Source organism: Acidimicrobiales bacterium, assembly GCA_040219515.1.
In the GTDB taxonomy this organism is placed as follows: Bacteria; Actinomycetota; Acidimicrobiia; order Acidimicrobiales; family Aldehydirespiratoraceae; genus JAJRXC01.
Map to the genome: position 1 here is coordinate 167,085 of JAVJSI010000011.1, position 18,224 is coordinate 185,308.

18 protein-coding genes are annotated in these 18,224 nt (G+C 68.6%); 12 read left to right on the forward strand and 6 right to left on the reverse strand.

What is annotated here, in order from left to right:
• Nucleotides 1-11 precede the first annotated feature (11 nt).
• The 6 genes from tal to cofH all read left to right on the forward strand — a co-directional run bounded on the left by tal (nt 12) and on the right by cofH (nt 9,007).
• Nucleotides 12-1,103, forward strand: a complete 1,092-nt coding sequence (gene tal / locus RIB98_10585; GenBank protein ID MEQ8841420.1) for a transaldolase — start codon at nt 12-14, stop codon at nt 1,101-1,103.
• A 507-nt stretch (nt 1,104-1,610) separates the two neighbouring features.
• Nucleotides 1,611-4,625 (forward strand): DEAD/DEAH box helicase, encoded by a 3,015-nt coding sequence (locus tag RIB98_10590; protein MEQ8841421.1) that lies wholly within the window; start codon nt 1,611-1,613, stop codon nt 4,623-4,625.
• Complete coding sequence (locus tag RIB98_10595) at nt 4,622-4,954, forward strand: hypothetical protein (GenBank protein MEQ8841422.1); 333 nt, start codon at nt 4,622-4,624, stop codon at nt 4,952-4,954. Before RIB98_10590 ends, RIB98_10595 begins: the two co-directional genes overlap by 4 nt.
• Before the next feature lie 101 nt (nt 4,955-5,055).
• The gene (locus RIB98_10600; protein ID MEQ8841423.1) at nt 5,056-6,066 is read left to right on the forward strand and encodes an S-layer homology domain-containing protein; all 1,011 of its coding nucleotides are present in this window, start codon (nt 5,056-5,058) and stop codon (nt 6,064-6,066) included.
• 51 nt (nt 6,067-6,117) lie between these two features.
• Nucleotides 6,118-6,615, forward strand: a complete 498-nt coding sequence (locus RIB98_10605; protein MEQ8841424.1) for a helix-turn-helix domain-containing protein — start codon at nt 6,118-6,120, stop codon at nt 6,613-6,615.
• A complete protein-coding gene (gene cofH, locus RIB98_10610; GenBank protein MEQ8841425.1) occupies nt 6,602-9,007 on the forward strand; it encodes a 5-amino-6-(D-ribitylamino)uracil--L-tyrosine 4-hydroxyphenyl transferase CofH in 2,406 nt (801 codons plus the stop codon). The genes RIB98_10605 and cofH overlap by 14 nt, the downstream gene beginning before the upstream one ends.
• Here cofH and RIB98_10615 read toward each other — a convergent pair.
• Nucleotides 9,004-9,177 (reverse strand): hypothetical protein, encoded by a 174-nt coding sequence (locus tag RIB98_10615; GenBank protein ID MEQ8841426.1) that lies wholly within the window; start codon nt 9,175-9,177, stop codon nt 9,004-9,006. The genes cofH and RIB98_10615 overlap by 4 nt on opposite strands.
• A gap of 60 nt (nt 9,178-9,237) precedes the next feature.
• Between RIB98_10615 and RIB98_10620 the strand changes: the two genes are divergently transcribed.
• Nucleotides 9,238-9,654, forward strand: coding sequence for a DUF3052 domain-containing protein (locus tag RIB98_10620; GenBank protein ID MEQ8841427.1), 417 nt, complete (start codon nt 9,238-9,240; stop codon nt 9,652-9,654).
• 16 nt (nt 9,655-9,670) lie between these two features.
• Nucleotides 9,671-10,708, forward strand: a complete 1,038-nt coding sequence (locus RIB98_10625) for an LOG family protein (protein MEQ8841428.1) — start codon at nt 9,671-9,673, stop codon at nt 10,706-10,708.
• A 9-nt stretch (nt 10,709-10,717) separates the two neighbouring features.
• Here RIB98_10625 and RIB98_10630 read toward each other — a convergent pair whose 3' ends face one another.
• Nucleotides 10,718-10,924 carry a hypothetical protein gene (locus RIB98_10630; protein MEQ8841429.1) on the reverse strand — a complete coding sequence of 69 codons (207 nt, stop codon included), beginning with the start codon at nt 10,922-10,924 and terminating at the stop codon, nt 10,718-10,720.
• 42 nt (nt 10,925-10,966) lie between these two features.
• Here RIB98_10630 and RIB98_10635 point away from each other — a divergent pair, with 42 nt between their 5' ends.
• Genes RIB98_10635 through RIB98_10650 form a run of 4 tightly spaced genes read left to right on the forward strand, consistent with a single transcriptional unit; the run spans nt 10,967 to nt 15,453 of the window.
• Nucleotides 10,967-11,725, forward strand: coding sequence for a hypothetical protein (locus RIB98_10635; protein ID MEQ8841430.1), 759 nt, complete (start codon nt 10,967-10,969; stop codon nt 11,723-11,725).
• A gap of 37 nt (nt 11,726-11,762) precedes the next feature.
• Nucleotides 11,763-12,698, forward strand: coding sequence for an AAA family ATPase (locus tag RIB98_10640; protein ID MEQ8841431.1), 936 nt, complete (start codon nt 11,763-11,765; stop codon nt 12,696-12,698).
• The gene (locus RIB98_10645; GenBank protein MEQ8841432.1) at nt 12,695-13,705 is read left to right on the forward strand and encodes a hypothetical protein; all 1,011 of its coding nucleotides are present in this window, start codon (nt 12,695-12,697) and stop codon (nt 13,703-13,705) included. Before RIB98_10640 ends, RIB98_10645 begins: the two co-directional genes overlap by 4 nt.
• Nucleotides 13,706-13,755: 50 nt before the next feature.
• Nucleotides 13,756-15,453 (forward strand): chloride channel protein, encoded by a 1,698-nt coding sequence (locus RIB98_10650; protein ID MEQ8841433.1) that lies wholly within the window; start codon nt 13,756-13,758, stop codon nt 15,451-15,453.
• On the opposite strand, the gene RIB98_10655 is transcribed toward RIB98_10650, so the two are convergent.
• Genes RIB98_10655 through RIB98_10670 form a run of 4 tightly spaced genes read right to left on the reverse strand, consistent with a single transcriptional unit; the run spans nt 15,454 to nt 18,207 of the window.
• Entirely contained in the window at nt 15,454-15,663 is a 210-nt protein-coding gene (locus RIB98_10655) for a hypothetical protein (protein ID MEQ8841434.1), read from the reverse strand.
• A gap of 53 nt (nt 15,664-15,716) precedes the next feature.
• Entirely contained in the window at nt 15,717-16,886 is a 1,170-nt protein-coding gene (locus RIB98_10660; GenBank protein ID MEQ8841435.1) for a ribonuclease D, read from the reverse strand.
• Complete coding sequence (locus tag RIB98_10665; GenBank protein ID MEQ8841436.1) at nt 16,886-17,785, reverse strand: NTP transferase domain-containing protein; 900 nt, start codon at nt 17,783-17,785, stop codon at nt 16,886-16,888. The genes RIB98_10660 and RIB98_10665 overlap by 1 nt, the downstream gene beginning before the upstream one ends.
• Nucleotides 17,782-18,207 (reverse strand): DUF3151 family protein, encoded by a 426-nt coding sequence (locus RIB98_10670; GenBank protein ID MEQ8841437.1) that lies wholly within the window; start codon nt 18,205-18,207, stop codon nt 17,782-17,784. Before RIB98_10670 ends, RIB98_10665 begins: the two co-directional genes overlap by 4 nt.
• Nucleotides 18,208-18,224 lie beyond the last annotated feature (17 nt).

The following is an 18,224-nucleotide window of genomic DNA, read 5'->3' on the forward strand; positions in this document are numbered from 1 at the left end:
CCGGAGGACCCATGACCCGCCTGCACGATCTCTTCGCCGAGCAGGGACAGAGCCCGTGGCTCGACAACATTCGCCGTGGCTGGATCACCAGCGGCGAGCTCGAGAACTGGGTGGCGCGCGGGGTGCGTGGGCTCACGTCGAACCCGTCGATCTTCCAGAAGGCCATCCAGGGTTCGTCCGAGTACGACGACGAGTTCGGCGAAGCAGTGGGTGAAGGGCTCGACGTCGAGGCCTCGTACTGGCGACTGGTCACCAGCGACATCCGTTCGGCGCTCGAGATCCTTCGTCCGGTCCACGACGAGTCCGACGGTCTCGATGGCTACGTCTCGGTCGAGGTCGACCCAGGCCTCGCCCGAGACTCGGCGGGCACCGAGGCCGCGGCGCGCTCGCTCGACGAACAGCTGCAGGCCCCCAACCTCTTCGTCAAGATCCCCGCCACCGCCGAGGGACTCGCACCGATCCAGCAGATGATCGCCGAGGGTCGCTCGATCAACGTCACCCTCATCTTCTCCCTCGACCGCTACGCCGAGGTGATGGAGGCCTACCTCGCCGGTCTCGAACGGGCCGAGGGTGATCTCTCCGCCATCGCGAGCGTGGCGTCGTTCTTCATCAGCCGCCTCGACGTCGAGATCGATCGTCGACTCGAGGCCATCGGCACCCACGAGGCCCTCGCGCTGCGGGGCACGGCCGCAGTGGCCAACGGGCAGCTGGCCTACGCCCGTTTCCTCGAGACCTTCTCCGGTCCGCGCTGGGACGCGCTGGTGGCGCGGGGCGCACGTGTGCAGCGCCCGCTGTGGGCCTCGACCTCCACCAAGGACCCCGACTACCCCGACACGCTCTACGTCGACGAACTCATCGGTCCCGACACGGTGAACACGTTGCCCGACAGCACCCTCGAGGCGTTCGAGGACCACGGCACGATCGCCCGCACCGTGGATGCCGACGTCGGCGCCGCGCAGGAGGTCATCTCGGCACTCGCGACGGTGGGGGTGGACCTCGACGACGTCACCCAGCAGCTCGAGAACGAAGGCGTCGCCGCCTTCGAGAAGAGCTTCGACGAGTTGCTGACCGCGCTCGCGACCAAGGCCGAGGGTCTGCGCTGACGGATCGGTTCGCCGAGCCCGGCCCGGCGGTTTCCTTGCGCCTCCCGGCCATGGGGTGGGGTTCGGCCCCGTTGTCGTAGACTCAGGTGCAGGCTGTTGTTGCCGAAGGGCATACCAGCAGAGTCCGATGCGGATCACGGAGCCGACATCGGATGGTCGTGTCAGGCGTGACTCCCTGCGGGTCACGAAGGCGCGACGCCGGATCGACACGTTCCCGCAGGGGAGGTCGTGTCCCGCCCGCCGTAGGAGAGAACAGTTACGAACACCGACGGGGCCGTCCTGACATCGAGCCAGCTCGATCGTCTGGTCCAAGCCCACCTCGACGGCCGTGCGACCGCCGAGGACACCGCATATCTCGAACAACGTCAGCCCGCCTGGGTCGCCAGTCTCTGGCGTCTGCTCGACGAGTCCGAACAGCGCCTCGCCACCGCGCGTCGCGAGCTGCGCGGGGCCGAGCGGGCCCTGGTACTGGCTGATCTCGACCGCGACTGTTGGCGCATCGACGAGGTGCTCACCCAGCTCCTCGGCGAGCCCGACGAATCCGAGCTGCAACCGCCGACCGAGGGCCAGCGCTCGTCGCCGCAGCAGACCCCGACCGACACGCCGGTCGGTGCCGTGCAGTTGCACCTGTCACGGTCCGACGGCCGCATCGTGGCCTGGGCCTCCGGCCTCGGTCAGCGTGCGGAATCCGACGAACAGGTGTTGCAGCGGATCCGCGATCTCGGCGGCGTCGTCGACGACTGGGACGAGCGCGCAACCGTGAAGATCCCCGGCAACGGCCGGGTCGCCACGGTGTCGGCGCCACTCGGCAAGGTGCTGGGCTGGCTCGCACCGCTCGGATCGACCATCGACGACGATCGTGTCGGCACCAGCGTGGCGTGGATGGGCATCGCCACGGCCGCCGCGATCGAGATGGTCATGCAGGGCCGCTACGTGCCCCAGCTCGTGCAGCAGAAGCGGCGGCGCAAGGATCCGTCGGCCCCCGACACCGGCACGTTCCGGATGCGGTGGAGTCCGGCCCTGGTCGACGACGACGTACTCGATGGTCTGGTTGCGTCGGTCCCCGGTGCGGCCATGCTCGGTAGTCGCGAGCAGGAGAAGGACAAGTTCGCGATGGCGGCGCTCACCGACCTCACCGACGCCATCGTCTCGTTTGCGGCGGGCCAGCTCGAGACCCCCGCGCTTCCCCCGAAGATCTCCACGAAGCAGGACGTGGCCGAGGCGGCGCTCTGTCAGCTCGACGGCGAACCGTTCGTGGCACCGACCAAGGCCGGGGGCGAGCTCGTCCGCCGGATGAGTCAATGGGCACAGCCCGTTCTCGGGGCCACCGGTCGGCGGCTCGTGGTGCAGCTCGATCCGCCCGATCCGGCCGGTGCGTGGCACGTCGCTGTGCTGGCGCCCTCCGAGGAAGGCAATCTCGAACCGGTCGAGGTCGCCGTCACGACCGGCAGCAAGACCCGGGCGAAGCAGACCGCCGCGCAGCTGGCCCGCCTCGAACGCCTGTTCCCCGAGCTCCTGCGGCTCGGCGGGCGTCGTCGCGGCGAGGTCATCCTCTCCCAGGACGAGGCCTGGAACCTGATGACGACATCGGGTGACATCCTCCGGGCCGCCGGATTCGACGTGCGGGTTCCCGAACTCCGACGGCAGAAGGCGACGGCATCGCTCCGTCTCACCTCCGAGGCCGAGGACAGTGTCGTCGGCGCGCAGCAGCTGGCCGACGTGCGGTGGTCGGCGGTGTTCGACGAGGTCGAGCTCTCGGCGGCCGACATCGCCCGTCTCGCCGCCGAGGCCCGCCCGCTGGTGAAGTCACGCGGCCAGTGGGTCGAGCTCGACAAGGCCGACCTGGTCGAAGCCGCCGCCGCGCTCGCGGAGCGGGCCGACAAGACCCGGCTCACGGGCGCCGACATGCTCCGCCATGCCCTGGGACTCGAGGGTTCGCCCCTCGCCGGTGGCGTCAGCATCGTGGGCGAGGGGTGGGCGGCCGAGCTCCTCCGCAGCGTCGAATCGCTGCCCGAGTCGCCCGAGACCACGCCCGACGGCTTCGAGGGCGAGCTGCGGAGCTATCAGGCCGACGCCCTCGCCTGGCTGAATTTCCTCGGCGACGCCGGACTGGGTGGTTGTCTGGCCCTCGACATGGGCCTCGGCAAGACCCCGACGACCCTGGCGAACATCTACGCCAACCGCGACCTCGGCACCGGCCTGGTGATCGCGCCCCCCGCCGTGGTCGGCAACTGGGCCAGCGAGGCACGAAAGTTCGTTCCCGACCTGAAGGTCCTCGTGCACCACGGCGCCAACCGCGCCAAGGGGCCGTCCCTCGGCACGGCGATCCGAAAGGCCGACCTGGTGATCACCACCTACGGCACGGCCGTTCGCGACATGGACCAGCTGAGCGAGTACCAGTGGGGCAAGGTCGTCATCGACGAGGCCCAGGCCATCAAGAACCCGGCGGCGGAGACCAGCAAGGAACTCCGTCGGCTCGATGCCCACACCCGCATCGCCCTCACGGGCACGCCGATCGAGAACGGCCTCGGCGACCTCTGGGCCATCATGGACTGGGCCAACCCGGGCCTGCTCGGCCCTCGCGCGGCCTTCGTGTCGCAGCTCACCCCCGAGAAGCTGAACGGCCAGGCATCCAACGACGGCGAGCAGGCCCTGCGAGCGCTCAACGGCATCCTCGTGTACCGCCGCACCAAGTCGGAGCCGGCCATCGCGGCCGAACTGCCCGACCGCATCGACGAACTCGAGCACTGCGCCATGACCCCCGAGCAGATCGGCCTGTACCAGGCGGTCATCGACACCCTCATCGCCGACAGTCAGCAGAAGGAGCCGGGCACGCCCGAGCGGAAGGGCGCGGTGCTCGCCGCGATCACCGCTCTCAAGCAGATCTGCAACCACCCGGTGAACTATCAGGCCGACGACCGCGGCATCGAGGGTCGCTCCGGCAAGCTCGTGCGACTCAACGAGATCATCGAGAACGTGTTCGCGGCCAACGAGAAGGTCCTGGTCTTCACCCACTTCGCCACCTGGGGCGTGACGCTGGCCGACTACCTCAGCGAACGCACGGGCAAGAAGATCGAGTGCTATCACGGCGGCCTCGGCCGCAGCGCTCGTGACCAGCTGGTCGACGAGTTCCAGAAGGCCCCCGGCGCGGGCGCGATGGTGCTGTCGCTGAAGGCGGGCGGCACCGGCCTCAACCTCACCGCCGCGAATCACGTCGTGCTCTACGACCGCTGGTGGAACCCTGCGGTGGAAGATCAGGCTCGCGACCGGGTGTGGCGCATCGGCCAGGAGAACACCGTCATCTGTCATCGCCTGGTGTGCCCGGGCACCATCGACGAGCGGGTCGAGGAAGTGGTGGCCGGCAAGCGCCAGATCGCCAACCTCACGCTGCCGAAGTCGAGCTCGATCGCCGATCTCGATGCGAGCCAACTCCAGATGGCCCTGGGTATCGATGCCTCGCTGTTGCTCGACGTCGACGAGGAACTGGCCGAGGAATCGCTGCCCGCGGAGGTCGGCTCGTGAACGAACGCAACCAGCCTCGCCGGAAGCGCAACCGGTCGCGATCGCGGGGCGGCTCGCCCCAACAGAAGAACCAGGGCGGACAGAAGAACGCCGCGCCGAAGGTCGACCCGGAGGAGTTCTGGGGCAACCCGGAACGGCTCCCCGACCGCATCGACGGGCTCCAGCACTCACCCGACGTCCGGGCCGTGCTGCATTCACTCGGTCGTCCGCCCCTGACCGGCAACGAAACGCCGGCCGAACACTGGTTCTCGATGGTCTACGAGCGGGCGGCGTTCCTCGCCGGCGCGCTGGCCGCCGCCGGTGATCTCGACGACCCGACCTCGACATAGGTCGATCGGCCCAATTTCCCTCGGGGCCGGCGCGAACTATCAAGCAACGGGCCCCGGCCGTCGACACCGAATGGACGTCCCGCGCGACCAGAGGGTGATCCATGCGCCGCACATTCCCGACCGCCTGCGCCGCCATCTCCACGGTCGTCATTCTTCTGCTGTCGACCGACTCGCAGGCATCGGTCGCCGGGTTCGGTGACATCGCCGGTGATGACTACTACGCCGAAGCCGTGCAGTGGATGGTCGACAACGACATCACCGGCGGTACCGCGCCCGGTTGCTTCTCTCCCGACGTGGCCACGAGCCGGGGTCAGGTGGCGACGTTCATCCACCGTGTGGCCGACCGGCCGCCCGCCGCCCGCTCGGGCTTTCGCGACGTCGCCGACCAGGCCTTCTACGCCGACGCGGTCGGTTGGATGGTCGCCGCGGGCATCACCACGGGCACGACGCCGAGCACCTTCTCCCCCGAGCGGCCGGTCACCCGTGGCGAACTGGCCACCTTCCTCCACCGGGCTGCGGGCTCACCCTCGAGCGGGGCCGAGTTCTTCGACGATGTGGACACCGGCGACTTCTACGCCGATGCCGTCGGTTGGATGGTCGCCGAGGGGATCACCACCGGCACGTCGCCCACCTCGTTCTCGCCTGATCGACCGGTGACCCGCGGCGAGGTCGCGGCCTTTCTCCATCGAGCGGCCGGAAGCCCGACGGTGACGGTGGCCGAAGCCGGTGTGTGCACCGAGGCCGCCGAGGTCCCCGAGCTGGTTGCTGCCGAGGCGTACTCGTTCGAGCTGATCAACCAGCTCCGGGTCGATGGCGGCCTCGCTCCGCTGATCCGCGTGCCGGCGATGGACGCCGAAGCCCGTGATTGGTCGGCCACGATGGATCGCACCGGCGTCTTCGAGCACAGCTCGCTCCCCTACGGCGAGAACATCGCGTGGTGGAGTGCCGGTTCGGCCGGACCCGGCGACGCTGCCGACAAGATGCACGGCATGTGGGTGAACAGCCCGCCGCACCTCGCCAACATGATGAACCCGGACTACTCGTCGATCGGGGTGGGCTTCTGGCGCACCGACGGGGGCGGCTGGAACGCGACCCACGTGTTCACGTACTGACCCGGGGGTTGGTTGCGAATCGCAACCCACTGAATCTAGAGTCCGTGGGCCATGTCTCCTCGCCTCCGCCCACCGTCCCCGCCTCTCGGGGCACATGACTGTTCCATCCAGCGCACGCTGGATGTGATCGGCGATCGATGGACGCTGCTGATCCTGCGGGACGTGTTTCGGGGTGTGCGCCGGTTCTCCCGGATCCAGAACGATCTCGGCATCGCCAAGAACCTGCTGACCGACCGCCTTGCCGCGCTGGTCGAGGCCGGCGTGGTCGAGAAGGTCCCGTACCAGGACCGTCCGGTGCGCCACGAGTACCGCCTGACGGACAAGGGGCGGGCCCTCTCCCCCGCGCTCCTCGCGCTGATGCGGTGGGGCGACGCCTGGTGCGGCGACGACGGTGCCCCGACCGAGCTGGTGCACGACGACTGCGGCACGCGCCTCGAGCTTCAGCCGTGGTGCACCAGCTGTAATTCGCCCGTCTCCCCCACCGAGATCTCGTCACGGCCGGGTCCCGGCCGCCAGACCACCGAGGAGACGATCAATGCCGCGTCCTGACCTTCTGGCGCTCCCCCTCGACACGCTTATGGCGCAGGCCCGCATCGTGCGAGACGGCGTTCACGGCACGCTGATCACCTTCTCCCCCAAGGTGTTCATCCCGCTCACGATGCTGTGTCAGGACAAGTGCGGGTACTGCACGTTCGCCCAGCCGCCGGCCCGCCTGGACGCCCCCTACCTCGAACCCGAGCAGGTGCTCGACATCGCCCGGCGGGGGGCCGAGATGGGCTGTCACGAGGCGTTGTTCACCCTCGGGGAACGTCCCGAGAAGCGCTACCCGGTGGCCAGGGACTGGCTCCAACGGCACGGCTACGACACCACGGTCGACTACGTGGTCGCCATGGCCCGGCTCGTCCTCGACGAGACCGGCCTGCTCCCCCATGCCAACACCGGGGCGATGTACGCCGACGAGCTCGCCCGCCTCCGCGAGGTGTCGCCCAGCCAGGGAATGATGATCGAGTCGCTGCGCGACGATCTCGACTGCCACCGGGGAGCCCCCGACAAGGTGCCGCAGCGCCGTCTCGACACCCTCGAGTGGGCCGGCGAGCAGAAGATCCCCTACACCACCGGCATTCTCGTCGGCATCGGTGAGAACCGCGAAGACCGAGTCGAGGCGCTCGAGGCCATCGCCGCCTCGCACGCCCGCCATGGCCACGTGCAGGAAGTGATCGTGCAGAACTTCCTGCCCAAGGAGGGCACGGCGATGCACCAGGCGCCGGCCTGCCCCCGACCGGACTATCTCGAGGCCATCGCCCTCGCCCGCCTGATCCTTCCCCCCGAGGTGCACGTCCAGGCCCCACCCAACCTGTCCGACGAGTTCGGCGATCTCCTCGAGGCCGGGGTCAGCGACTGGGGCGGTGTCTCCCCCGTCACCGCCGACCATGTGAACCCCGAACGCCCCTGGCCCGATCTCGACCGGCTGCGCGAGGTGACCGAGGCCCACGGCCACATGCTCGCGCCGCGGCTCACCGCCCATCCGCGCTACGTGTGCGATCCCGACAACTGGATCGACGAAGGGCTCCGCTTCGCGGTCATGGATCGCTCCGACAGCGACGGGTTCGCCCGCGACGACCCGGGCTCGGTCTGGCCCGAACGCACCATGGAGAAGGCCAAGGTGGGCGACGGCGCCGAGTTCGATCTCGTCGGCACCGTGTCGACCCAGTGGTACGTCGGCGCCGGCGGCGATCCGCAGGTGCTCGTCCCCGGTCTCGCCCCGAATGCTGCGAAGGGTGCCGTGGACGAGGTGCTCCAGGGTGTTTCCGCTGGTCAGGATGTGGGTTTCGACGAAATCCTGACGCTGTTCCGAGCCCGGGGGCCCGAGGTCGCCGCGGTCGCCGCGGTGGCCGATCAGCTCCGGTCCGAGATCGTCGGCGACGACGTCACCTGGGTGGCGAATCGCAACATCAACTACACCAACGTGTGCACGTTCAAGTGCCGTTTCTGCGGCTTCTCGAAGGGCCCGCTGTCGCTCAACCTGCGGGGCACGCCGTATCTGCTCACGCTCGACGACATCGCCGAGCGTGTCATCGAAGCCGCCGAACTCGGCGCGACCGAGGTGTGCCTCCAGGGCGGTATCCATCCCGATTTCGACGGCGACTACTACATCGACGTCGCCAAGGCCGTCCATGCCGCCGTGCCCGGGATGCACATCCACGGGTTCACGGCCCTCGAAGTGACCGAGGGCGCCAAGCGCAACGGAGAGCCCCTGGTCGACTATCTCTCCCGCCTCCGGGACGCCGGTCAGCGTTCGCTGCCGGGTACCGCCGCGGAGATCCTCGTCGACGAGGTTCGTGAGACCCTGTGCCCCGACAAGATCGACACCGACGAATGGCTCGAAGCGCATCGTGTGGCCCATTCGGTCGGGCTCGGGTCCAACGTCACGATCATGTTCGGCTCGATGGAGCGGCCCGAGCACTGGGTCCACCACATCCTGCGAACCCGTGCGCTCCAGGAGGAGACAGGAGGGTTCACCGAGTTCGTGGGTCTCCCGTTCGTGCACATGGCGTCACCCATCTACCTGCGAAAGATGGCCCGTCGGGGTCCCACGTGGCGCGAGGTACTGCTGATGCACGCCGTTGCCCGTATCGCCTATCGCGGTCGTATCGACAACATCCAGGGTTCCTGGGTGAAACTCGGCTTCGGCTCGATCACCCAGCTGCTGCAGGCGGGCGCCAACGATCTCGGCGGCACTCTGATCGACGAGAACATCTCGCGCGCCGCCGGTGCCGATCACGGCACCGGCGTCACCGCCGAGGACTTCCGGCGGGTGGTCGAGCCGCTCGGCCGCCGTCTGGTGCAGCGCACCACGCTCTACGGACGACCGGACTTCGATGTGTTGCCCCTGGCGACCACACGGCGGACCCGCACGGTCATCCCGGTGGCCGGCGCCTAGAGCCCGGTCAGGCCGCCACTACCCGTTTCGGCATGGGCTCGGAACTCGGCGTGGCCGGCGGTGGCCTCATTGGCAGTGCTGACCGCCCGTCGCGAGCCGATCGGCTGACCCTTGCCGCCCACGTTGAGCAGTCGTTTCACGAATCTGAGGACTCGCACTCGAAAGGTCATGCCAACGACCGTACCAGGCGGGCGAACGACGGCTCGACGGACGGCGTCTACGATGGCGCCATGGCTTCGGCCGGCTACAGCGGAACGCCCCTGGCGAAGAAGCTCGGGATCAAGGACGGGCACACCGTCGCGGCGCTCGACGCACCGACCCATCTGGCCGAGCTCCTCGCGCCCCTGCCGGAAGACGTCGTGGTACGCAACTCCGCTCGTGGCACCCCCGATGTCAGCCTCGTCTTCTGCACCACCCGTCGCGCCCTCGACCGTCGTCGCCGTCAGCTCTGGACACTCGCGTTCCCTGACCGATCGGTGTGGATCTGCTGGCCCAAGAAATCCAGTCCGTTGTTCGTCGACCTCACAGAAGACCAGGTCAGAGAGGTCGTGCTGCCCGATGGACTCGTCGACGTGAAGGTCTGCGCGGTCGACGACGACTGGTCCGGCCTCAAGCTCGTGGTGCGTCGCGAGCTACGCACCAGCTGAGCGCTAGCTTCGGACGGTGACCGAATTCCCCTCCCGCTACCGAACGGGCGACGACGAGCTCGACCAGGAGCTCCTGAAACTGCTCGAGAAGGTCGATCCGGCCGACCACGAGTACGTGTTCGAACTCATGGTCTCGGCCCTCCGGCTCTCCCGCGAGGACGTGGACCGCGGCGAGCTGAAGATGGTGTCCGCTGCCGTGAAGGAGTTCCGCTACTCGTTCGGCGTGTTCGCACCCTACGACGGCATCCGCAAGTGCACGGTCTACGGGAGTGCCCGCACCGAGGTCGGCGACCCCGCCTACGTCGCGGCCCACGACTTCGCCCAGGCCATCACCGCGCACGACTGGATGGTCATCACCGGCGCCGGACCCGGGATCATGGAGGCGGCCCACGAAGGGGCCGGGGCCGAGATGAGCTTCGGTGTCAACATCGTCCTCCCGTTCGAGGCGATGGCCAACAAGGTCATCCTCGACGACCCGAAGCTCATCAACTTCAAGTACTTCTTCACCCGCAAGGTGATGTTCGTCAAGGAGTCGCACGGCTACGTGATGCTGCCGGGCGGATTCGGCACGATGGACGAGGCGTTCGAGTTGCTCACCCTCATCCAGACGGGCAAATCCGTGCCCGCGCCCATCGTCCTGCTCGACCCTCCGGGCGGCACGTACTGGAAGCTCTGGAAGGAGTTCGTCGAGATCGAGCTCCGTGACAACGGGTTGATCGCACCCGACGACCTGTCCCTCGTGATGGTGACCGACTCGATCGACGCCGCCGTCGAGGAGATCTGCCGGTTCTACCGGACGTATCACTCGATCCGGTTCGTCGGCTCGCGCCTGGTGCTCCGGCTGCAGCGCGAGATCGGCGACGAGGAACTCGCCCGTCTCAACGAGGACTTCGGACATGTCGTGGCGAAGGGCGAGATCGAGCGCATCGATCCCACCGAGGCCGAGGTTCGAGACGCCGACCACATCGAACTCCACCGCATCGCCTTTCGTTTCGATCGACGGAGTTGGGCCGGGGTGCGTCGAATGATCGACGCCCTCAACGATGCCACCTGAGCGGGCGAACTAGGCGAAAGGATCGTCGTTCGGTTCGTCGAGGAGATGGATCGCCTTCTCCACTGCCCGCCGAGCGCGGGTCAGGCGCTTCTCGTCGACCGGCAGCTCCTGGCCCCCCGCGTCGATCGACTCGCGCAGCCGCTGAATGGCCAGGTCGGCCAGCTCCTCGGCGATCATCTCGAGCCGACTCCGGATCTCGTCGAATTCTCCTGCCACGCCGGAGACCGTATCGGCAGATGCCGGGGCTACCGTCGCACAATGGACGCGGCCGAACTCCACGAGTGGGTGACCTTCACTGACGACGACGGCAACAGCTGGCAGTTCGACGTCACCTTCATGATGAGCAACTACGGCTGCATCTACGGTCGAGGCTGTCCCGGGGTGTTCACCGAACTCGCCCCCGAATACGAGCACGGCTGCTGTACCTATGGTGCTCATTTCGTCGACAAGGCCGATCGTCAGGCCACCCTGGCCCGGGCGGCCGAGCTCGGTCCCGACGAGTGGGAACTGCGAGATCGGGCCGAGGAGATGGGCGGCCCGCTGGTGAAGAACGACGACGGCGACTGGGTCACCCAGACCGTCGACGACGCCTGCATCTTCCTGAATCGGCCCGGTTTCGCCAACGGTGCGGGGTGTGCGTTCCATCAGGCGGCCGTGGCTCGTGACGAACGCCCCCTCGACTGGAAACCGCAGGTCTGTTGGCAGCTGCCACTTCGCTTCGACGAGTGGACCGACCAGAACGACCACACGACGTACCTGTTGCGCGAGTGGAAACGCCGTGACTGGGGCGAAGGCGGAGCGGAGTTCGCCTGGTGGTGCACCGACGATCCGCTCGCGTTCAACGAGGATCGGCCGGTCTGGCGGTCGTTGCGCGACGAGATCGTCGAGCTCGTGGGCGAGGGTCCCTACGAGAAGCTGGTCGACTACCTCGTCCACCGTGAGGCCACCCACCCCGAGGCACCGGTGTTCCTTCCTCACCCCCAGGTTCGCCGCCGCGACGAGAATCCCTCGATCTGACGCTCAGGTCGGCCCGCTTGCGGCCGAAAGGAGCGTCGTGACTGCCTTTACCAGCGACGACCTCAATGCCGCGGCCGATGAAGCGGGGATGATCTTCCCCGCCTACGTGATCGACCAGCTGGTCGCCGCCATCGACGCCGGCAAACACGTGATCCTCACCGGACCGCCCGGCACCGGCAAGACCACGCTCGCCTACATGGCATCAGAGGTCGCCCGCAAGGCGATGTTCTGCACCGGCTATCTGCCGACCACGGCCACGACCGAGTGGACGACCTTCGAGACGATCGGTGGCCTCCAGCCCACCGCCGAGGGACTCATCTTCCGCCCCGGCCTCTTCGTGGAAGCGATCGAGACCGGACGCTGGCTCGTCATCGACGAGCTGAATCGCTCGAACTTCGACCGTGCGTTCGGTCAGCTCTTCACCGTGCTGTCGGGTTCGGCCGTCGTGCTCCCGTTCAAGCGCAAGGGCTCGCCCCAGCCGCTGTCGCTCGTGCCCAGCGGTGTCGAGGCGCCCGACGACACCGACGTCATCCGGGTGTCGGCCAACTGGCGCATCATCGCCACGATGAACGTCTTCGACAAGAATCTGCTGTTCGAGATGTCCTACGCCCTCATGCGCCGCTTCGCGTTCATCGAGGTCGGCACACCGCCGGAGGGCGCCTATCGGGAACTCCTCCAGGGCAAGGGCGAGATCGTGCAGCGTCTGCTCGGACTGCGCCAGTTCACCGATCTCGGCCCGGCCGTCTACCTCGATGCCGCCAAGTACGCGGCCCGTCGAGCCCGCGACGGCATCTCCGAGTCCCGCCTGATCTACGAAGTCTTCTACGCCTACTTCCTCCCCCAGTTCGAGGGCATGGAAGAACGCCGGGCGATGACGCTCTACCGCACCGTGGCCGAGCATCTCGAACCCGCGGAGCAGCTCGAGGCACAGCGGACGATCAGCGACATCCTCGGTGTCGAGCTCGTGGTGTGACCGGCCCTCGAATCGATCCCTTCGCCGGCACGCTCGAGGCCACCGCGGAGTTGTGGAGCCGGCTCGCCCGGCCCTTCGACATGGGCCACACCGTCGATGCCCTCCTCGGACTCTCGACCGACGTGGTCGAACAACTCGTGGGTGTGCTCGTCGCCACGTGTGACGAGGCGGAGACGCTCCTCCACGGCATGCCGAAGATTCTCCGCACGCTGAAGACGTCGGTCGGTTCGAACAACGAACGGTGCATCGGCGAACTCCGCGGACCGGTGCAGTGGTCCGAGACGCTGGCCGCCCAGGCCTCGAGTCTCGGGAACCGCGACGTCTTCGTCTGCTCCTCGACCCGGCGGGCGTACGACATCGAGGAGAATCAGGTGCTGGTCGGCGCCCTCCAGGCCGTTGCCCGCGCCGGCGCCGGTGTGGACATCGTGAGCCACGACTCCTACGAGGACGAAGGACTGCGCCGGGCCCGCCACAACGCCAAAGTGGCCCGCCGCTACCTGGATCACCGCACCCTCGAGGCGATCGAGGTGAAGGGCCGGCCCAGTCCCCGCGCCATCAAGCGCACACGTAGTGGAAAGACCAGCGCCGCCTACCGGCCGGCGCTGGCCATGCTCGAGCGGGTCAACGAGCCCCTCTCGCTCGACGAGCTGTCGCCGTACTGCGACCGCCGCACCCGCGTGCAGCACGGCGTGCTGATCGGTGTCGTCGAGGAACTCGAGTCCCGCGGTATGCGCGTTCCGGCCCTGCGGGCCGAGGGCGGTTCGCTCTTCGCCGGGCCGGTGGAGTTCATCCATCCGCGCCGACGCGGTGATCGCTCACGGTTGCACGGGCTCCTCATCGGCAACGTCCTCGTCGACGTGCCGGAGAGTCTCAAGAATCTCGATCGTGCCGCCGCCGAGGCGGAGTTGCGGACCCGATCCCACGGTCGGCGGGTGGTGCCCATCGTCGATGCCGACGACATCGTGCACGCGGTCGACGTCGCCGTGATCGCCGCTCGGGGCGGCTGAGCCGGCCCCATCGGTGTCACCCGCCGCCTTCCGGTGTAGGAAGGGGCGACGTGAAGAAGTATCTCGCCGCCGCTCGAGGCGGCAACGATGTCCGACTCCTGGCTGCCTCGGTTGCGACCGGTGTCATCGTCGCGGTCATCGTGGCGATCTTCGAGGCGCTCACGCAGCCCGTGTTGTTCGAGTGGCTCCTGGACCAGTCACTACCGGTGCTCATGGCCGCGCCGATCGTGGGAATCGGTGTGGCGCAGCTGATCCTGCGCTACGTCGGTCGGGGCACGTCGACGTCGACGTCCGACGAGTACATCCGTGTCTTTCACGAACGACAGCCGCGACTCCCGGTCGCCGAACTTCCCGGGAAGCTGCTCGCGGGCGTTGCCACCATCGGCATGGGTGGGGCGATGGGGCTCGAAGGCCCGTCGATCTATGCTGGCTCGTCGCTCGGCCTCTGGGTGCACGAGAAGACGGGTGGGTTCCTGCATCGCGACGAAGCCCGGATGCTGCTCACGGCGGGTGCTGCGGCCGGCGTGGCCGCCGTCTTCAAGGCGCCGGCGACCGGCGTCATCTTCGCGATGGAGGCGCCCTATCGAGACGACGTCACCCCGCAAGCCCTCCTCCCGTCGTTGCTGGCCGCGGCGGCCAGCTACGCCACCTACGTCTCGCTGGTCGGTACCGAGCCGGTCATTCCGTTCTTCGCGGAGGGAAGCGTCTTCCTCGAGGAGGAGGGCGGCGTCTCGGTGCTCGGTGTCGATCTCGTCGACCTTCTCGGCGCGCTGGCCATCGGCATCGCCGCCGGACTCGGCGGCCGAGGGTTCGCCTGGCTGATCCGCAAGGCGAAGACCGGGGCCAAGACCGTCCCGCTGCCCACACGTCTCGCCACCGGTGGCGTCGCGCTCGCCGCACTCGCCTGGATCGGCCAGGAGGCCTTCGGCGAGCCGCTCACCCTCGGGCCGGGCACCGAGGCCATGGGCTGGGTGGTCGGTGGTCGCGGGATGGGCCTGATCGCGCTCCTCTTCGGTCTGCGGATCGCGGCCACGATGGCGACGGCCTTCGCGGGCGGCGTGGGTGGCATGTTCATCCCCCTGGCCGTGCTCGGCGTGGTCCTGGGCGAGTTCGTCGGCGTCGCGTTGGGTGAAACCGACACGACCCTCTACCCCATCCTCGGCCTCGCGGCCTTCCTCGGCGCCGGTTATCGCGCCCCGATCGCGGCGGTCATGTTCGTCGCCGAATCCACGGGTGGAGTGGGTTCGTTCGTCGTCCCCGCGCTGGTTGCTGCGGCGGTGAGCCAGGTGGTTGCCGGCCCGGTCTCGGTGGCCGACTATCAGCGGGCGAAACGGCTCGGCCACCTGGAACGACGCTTCACGCTGCCGCTCACCTCGATCCTGTCGACCGACGTCTTCACGGTGCCCTCCGACGCCACGGTGTCGGAGTTCGTCTACGTGCACGTCCTCGGCCGACGCGAGCGCATCGTGCCCGTGGTCGACGGCGGCCGATTCAAGGGCATGGCACGGCTCGAGGACATCTCCGGGCTCGATCGCGACCAATGGGAGCACACGACGGTCGGTGAGTCGATGGACACCGACCTGCCGACCGGTCAACCGTCGTGGACGCTGCGCGACGCCGTGGCCGCGATGGAGATGTCGAGCACCGACGTCCTCGCGGTCACCGATGGTGACGGCAACTTCGTCGGCGTGGTCACCGCCGACGAGATCCTGAAGCTCGACGAGATCCTCGACGAGACGGGCGGCTGATCAGTCGCCGTCGGCGCTGTCTTCCGTGTCGTCGGCGGCCGAGTCGTCGAACTCGTCGGCCCAGGCGAGATGCTCGGGCTTGAGCTCTCCCCCTTCGCCATCGTCGAAACTGTCGAGGAGAGCGTCGAAGTCGCCATCGTGTGAGCGTTTCAGCTCACGGGCTTCTTCATAGCGCCGGTGTCGCCCCTTCTTCACCTGATGAGCTCCCATTCGACAACGTCAAGACCACCGATTGTAGCCCCCGTTGACGTCATCCACCCACGTCAGCCGACAGGTCGACCGGAACGTTCTTCGAGAACGACGGCGCCCGCCTCGAACGCGAGGGCGGCATCGCCCGAAACGAGCCGCCGAATCGGTCCCCCGGCGAGGTCGGCCCGCCATCCCGAAGCCAGCCGGGCATCGTCGTCGCCCCGCACCAGGGCCTCGACGTCGGCCCGTGTGGCCAACAGGGCCGGGTCGAGTGAGCGGTCGTGGGCCAACTGGTTGACCCACGCCGCGACGAGGGCGACCGCGGGCCGGAGGTCACGGGTGTCGGCAGCACGGCGCGGGGGTCGGGGCGGCTGCCAGTCCGACGCCACGCCGTCGGCGACGGCCTCGAGAATCGCCGGGCCGATCGAGCCCTTCGCGACGCCCTTGTCCACGCCGCGCACGCGCGCGAGCGCATCGAGGTCGGTCGGGGCGGCCTGCGCCACGCCCACCACTGCGATGTCGGACAGCACGAATCGCACCGGCTGGTCGATCTCGGCCGCGCGGCGTTCGCGCCAGCCGGCCACCGCCCGCACCACCGTGAGCGCCTTGCCCTTGAGGTGGCGGGCCTCCTTGATCTTTCGCCAGGCCTCGTCGGGATCGCGAGGGCCGCGCCACCGGGTACGCATGATCTCGCACTCGTCGTCGGCCCACGCCACGCGACCGAAGGACTCGAGCTGTTCCACGAGGCGATCGTGGAGTTCGAGCAGGCGTTCGACATCCGACGCGGCGTAGTCGAGCTGGGCCTTGCCGAGGGGACGGACGAGCCAGTCGGTCATCCGATTTCCCTTGGGCAGCTGCACACCCAGTTCGCGCTCGTGCAACGAGGCCAACGACGGGGTCGACATGCCGAGGAAGCCGGCCGCGATCTGAGTGTCGAACAGCCGTCGGGGCACGGCCCCCGTGGCGAGTTCGAGCACCTCGAGGTCCTGCGATGCAGCGTGGAGCACGGCCAAGGTGTCGCTCTCCATCACCGGGCGCAACGGGGCCAGATCGACCGCGAGTGGATCGATCAGCACGAGATCACCGGGCCAGGCGATCTGCACCAGCGCCACCTTCGGCCAGTAGGTGCGTTCGCGATGGAACTCGGTGTCGAGGGCGTAGCGGGGCTGTGCGAGCAGGGCTTCGACGACGGCGTCGAGATCCTGTTGACGATCGATGATGCGATAGTCGGCCGCTCGGCTCATCAGCTGTCGCCGGCGCTGACGGGCTGTCCGGCCTCGATCCACGCGCCCATGCCCCCGGCGACGTTGACGGCGTCGACGCCCTGGGAGCGCAGGAACTCGACCGCGCGGGCGCTGCGGCCGCCTTTGGCGCAGATGACGTAGACGGGTCGGCCGCTGGGGAACCGCTCGACCGAATCGGTCACCGTGCCCAGCGGAACCAGCGTGGCGCCGTCGATGTGGGCTTCCTCCCACTCGTCGTCCTCGCGCACATCGAACACCGGCGCACCTTCGTCGAGCTTGCGGGCGAGGTCGTTGACGTCGATTTCCGGCATGTCCATTCGAGCGATGCTAGCGAGGTCCTCGGGTCGGTCGGCATCGTGGAACCAGGCGGGATCGCCGCCGAGCACCTCGGCGACCTCCAGCGAGTCGACCGCATCCCTCGGTGCCCGCACGCCCGCCTCGAATCGGGCCCTGAGGGCCGGGAGCGCCGATCGCCGCCACACCGCGTGCATCCACTGCGTCCGGCCGTCGACGACCGGTACGGCCACATCGGCCGTACCGAGCGCGCCGACGACGCGGGCGACCGCGCTCGCCGAGGCATCGGTGAGGTCACACGACAGCACCGCGACCAGCTCGGTGTCGAGCGCCGACAGCGCAGTGATGATCCCGCCGAGAGGACCCTCCCCCGGCCACCGATCGTCGACGACCGTGAGACCGAGACGTTCGAGCGCCGCCCGATCCCCGCCGACGACGACGACCGGATCCGCACCGGCGGCGGTCAGGGCGCTGACCGCCCGTTCGACCAGTGCGACACCGTCGATGGTGATGAGCGACTTGTCGGTGCCCATGCGGCGGGACCGTCCGCCGGCGAGCACTGTCCCTCCGAACCCGGTGCCGCCGAGGCGGCCCGGTGCGATCACTCGGCCGGGGGCCAGTCGGGATCGAGTTGCTTGAGGAAGAGGGCGCAGCGCTCGTCCTCGTCGGTCTCGTCGATCTCGGCCGCCATGCGCTGGAGTCCGCTGAGCGCCCGCAGGAACCCGCGGTTGGTCTCGTTGCGCCACCGCACGAAGCCACTCCCCCGCCATCCGCTGGCCCGCAGACGGTCGAGTCCGCGGTGATAGCCGGTGCGGTACGCGGCGTAGGCCAGCGCCGGTTCGTCGACGGCGTCGCCGAGCGACGCCCAGGCGGCCAGGAACATCGGCCATTCGGCACAGACCGCGCCGATCGCGGCGACCGGTTCGTCGGCAGTGAGCGCCGATTCCAGGGCGGCCAGCGCCTCGGGCGGTTCGGGGGCGAGCACCGTGTCGGGCGGGCCCTCTCGGTACAGGTTCACGTCGGTCATGGCAGGAGCCTAGCGAC

What these genes read in the sequence shown, in the direction of transcription:
- tal (MEQ8841420.1), top strand. Translation starts at nt 12, where the DNA reads ATGACCCGCCTGCACGATCTCTTCGCCGAGCAGGGACAGAGCCCGTGG.
- RIB98_10600 (MEQ8841423.1), top strand. Translation starts at nt 5,056, where the DNA reads ATGCGCCGCACATTCCCGACCGCCTGCGCCGCCATCTCCACGGTCGTC.
- RIB98_10605 (MEQ8841424.1), top strand. Translation starts at nt 6,118, where the DNA reads ATGTCTCCTCGCCTCCGCCCACCGTCCCCGCCTCTCGGGGCACATGAC.
- cofH (MEQ8841425.1), top strand. Translation starts at nt 6,602, where the DNA reads ATGCCGCGTCCTGACCTTCTGGCGCTCCCCCTCGACACGCTTATGGCG.
- RIB98_10615 (MEQ8841426.1), bottom strand. Translation starts at nt 9,177, where the DNA reads ATGACCTTTCGAGTGCGAGTCCTCAGATTCGTGAAACGACTGCTCAAC.
- RIB98_10620 (MEQ8841427.1), top strand. Translation starts at nt 9,238, where the DNA reads ATGGCTTCGGCCGGCTACAGCGGAACGCCCCTGGCGAAGAAGCTCGGG.
- RIB98_10635 (MEQ8841430.1), top strand. Translation starts at nt 10,967, where the DNA reads ATGGACGCGGCCGAACTCCACGAGTGGGTGACCTTCACTGACGACGAC.
- RIB98_10655 (MEQ8841434.1), bottom strand. Translation starts at nt 15,663, where the DNA reads ATGGGAGCTCATCAGGTGAAGAAGGGGCGACACCGGCGCTATGAAGAA.
- RIB98_10660 (MEQ8841435.1), bottom strand. Translation starts at nt 16,886, where the DNA reads ATGAGCCGAGCGGCCGACTATCGCATCATCGATCGTCAACAGGATCTC.
- RIB98_10670 (MEQ8841437.1), bottom strand. Translation starts at nt 18,207, where the DNA reads ATGACCGACGTGAACCTGTACCGAGAGGGCCCGCCCGACACGGTGCTC.